This is a genomic window from bacterium (assembly GCA_004299235.1).
GTDB lineage: Bacteria > Chloroflexota > Dormibacteria > Dormibacterales > Dormibacteraceae > SCQL01.
On the sequence record SCQL01000071.1, the window covers coordinates 1 to 1,686 of the forward strand.

A 1,686-nucleotide genomic window follows, 5' to 3' on the forward strand; every position below is an offset into this window, starting at 1 on the left:
TTGAAGTCGTCCGGCCCGACGCCTATACTCATTAATAGATGTCGGCCGCAAGCGAAAAACTTGGCGAGGGGAAAAGCCAAGTTTTTATTTCGGAAAAGCTCATAGCAGTCTTTGATGATGCTACTGGAAGGATAGTGGAGGAACTTGTAGAAGTTCACCCTGTTCCTGAAGGACGGGAGCCTGTTAAAGAAGTAATCCGCTACGATGCTAAGGGCCAGCTTTCTCTTCCAGGATATTGGTCGGTAACTGATACCAAGAGAACCATAATACACTAGTCCTATCTGTTAATAAGTGTTAAAATTGCAGTCGTTACGGCGGATGTAGCTCAGCTGGTTAGAGCGTCGGATTGTGGCTCCGAAGGCCGTGGGTTCAAGTCCCATCATTCGCCCCATATTTATGCCAAAAAACCTCAATCCTTTTTCATGGCCCATAGGGCTCGGCGGGAAGCGGCCGAGTAGCGAAGAAGAGTACAACCGCTTTGTCCTGCAGACCATCCAGCCGGGCCTGGCCGGGCTGATGGATGGCTCTGTCTCGACTTTGGCGCCTATTTTCGCGGCGGCTTTTGCCACACGTAACCCGCACATCGCCTTCTTAATCGGTATGTCGGCGGCTGTGGGTGCCGGCATTAGCATGGCCTTTGCCGAGGCATTAAGCGACACCGGGGAGTTGACCGGCCGGGGCCGGCCTTTGCGCCGCGGCATTATTATCGGGGCCATGACCTTTCTGGGCGGAGTGTTCCATACCCTTCCCTTCTTACTTTCCAATTTCAATGCGGCTCTTGCCCTTGCCTACCTGATAGTCGGCCTGGAGCTGACGGTTATAGCCTATATCCGCTACCATTTTTTTGATATGAAATTCTGGATTTCGGTCCTTCAGGTAATAGTCGGCGGCGGGCTGGTTTTTGCCGCCGGAATTATAATCGGCGGCGCCTAAGACTTCTTAGGCAATCTTCAGGGCCAGCAGGGTCAGCAGCGGGATAGCCAGGTTATCCAGACCAAAAGCCGCCAGGTTTTCGGTAATTGTCAGTACTGGCGGCAGCACGACCAGCAGCAAGATGTACTTTTGCGGAGTTATATCACCGGCAACCAGAGGCATAGAAAAGCCAAAGATAAGCAGTGCAACCAGCCAGAAAGTCATAGTCCCAACCAGCGTCTTTTTTTGCCCGAAGACTTTATACTTCCAATGTGAGCCGTAGTGTTTGCCGATAACCGCCGCCAGCCCGTCGGCCAAAGCCATAGTAAGTATGGCGAGCATAAAGAAGACTCTGTCGCTGGTCAGCGCGGCGGACAAAGTGACAGCCAAAGCCAGGAATACATCGCCAAAACCTATCCGTGCGGTTTCGGCCATGAAGTTAAATATCCCCAAGCGGCGGTTCAGAATAACTACCGCCAGCATAGCCAGTCCCAGAAGCTGGATCTGCCGCCAGCTAACCAGCCATGGCCAAAAAGCGATAAATGCCCCGGCGACAATATGCACAAATTTCCTTTTATATTCGGCTCTCAATATTTTTTTGTGTCCCAGATATTCATCTACAAGTAAAATAGCGAGAATTCCGGCAAGACAAATAATAAGCGCTAGCATTGTCCCCATTTTAACTCAAAATCAGCCCGGCGGTTATACGAAGGTGGTCTGTCCATCTGTCTTCTGTTATAATTACCCCTGTTCATACTACTTTTTATAGGGAAA

At 50.6% G+C, this 1,686-nt stretch carries 3 protein-coding genes and 1 tRNA gene; 3 read left to right on the forward strand and 1 reads right to left on the reverse strand.

All coding sequences use genetic code 11. The features are described 5' to 3' along the window. Window positions 1-38: 38 nt before the first annotated feature. The 3 genes from EPN29_14285 to EPN29_14295 all read left to right on the forward strand — a co-directional run bounded on the left by EPN29_14285 (window position 39) and on the right by EPN29_14295 (window position 933). Complete coding sequence (locus EPN29_14285; protein ID TAN30461.1) at window positions 39-275, forward strand: hypothetical protein; 237 nt, start codon at window positions 39-41, stop codon at window positions 273-275. Between the two features lie 39 nt (window positions 276-314). Further along, window positions 315-391 (forward strand) — tRNA-His (locus EPN29_14290). A gap of 38 nt (window positions 392-429) precedes the next feature. Further along, window positions 430-933: a VIT family protein gene (locus tag EPN29_14295; GenBank protein TAN30463.1), complete on the forward strand. Its 504-nt coding sequence runs from the start codon at window positions 430-432 to the stop codon at window positions 931-933. 6 nt (window positions 934-939) lie between these two features. Here the strand turns inward: EPN29_14295 and EPN29_14300 are convergent, their stop codons facing one another. Continuing rightward, on the reverse strand, window positions 940-1,581 hold the full coding sequence (locus EPN29_14300) for a hypothetical protein (protein TAN30462.1): 642 nt from the start codon (window positions 1,579-1,581) through the stop codon (window positions 940-942). Window positions 1,582-1,686: the final 105 nt, after the last annotated feature.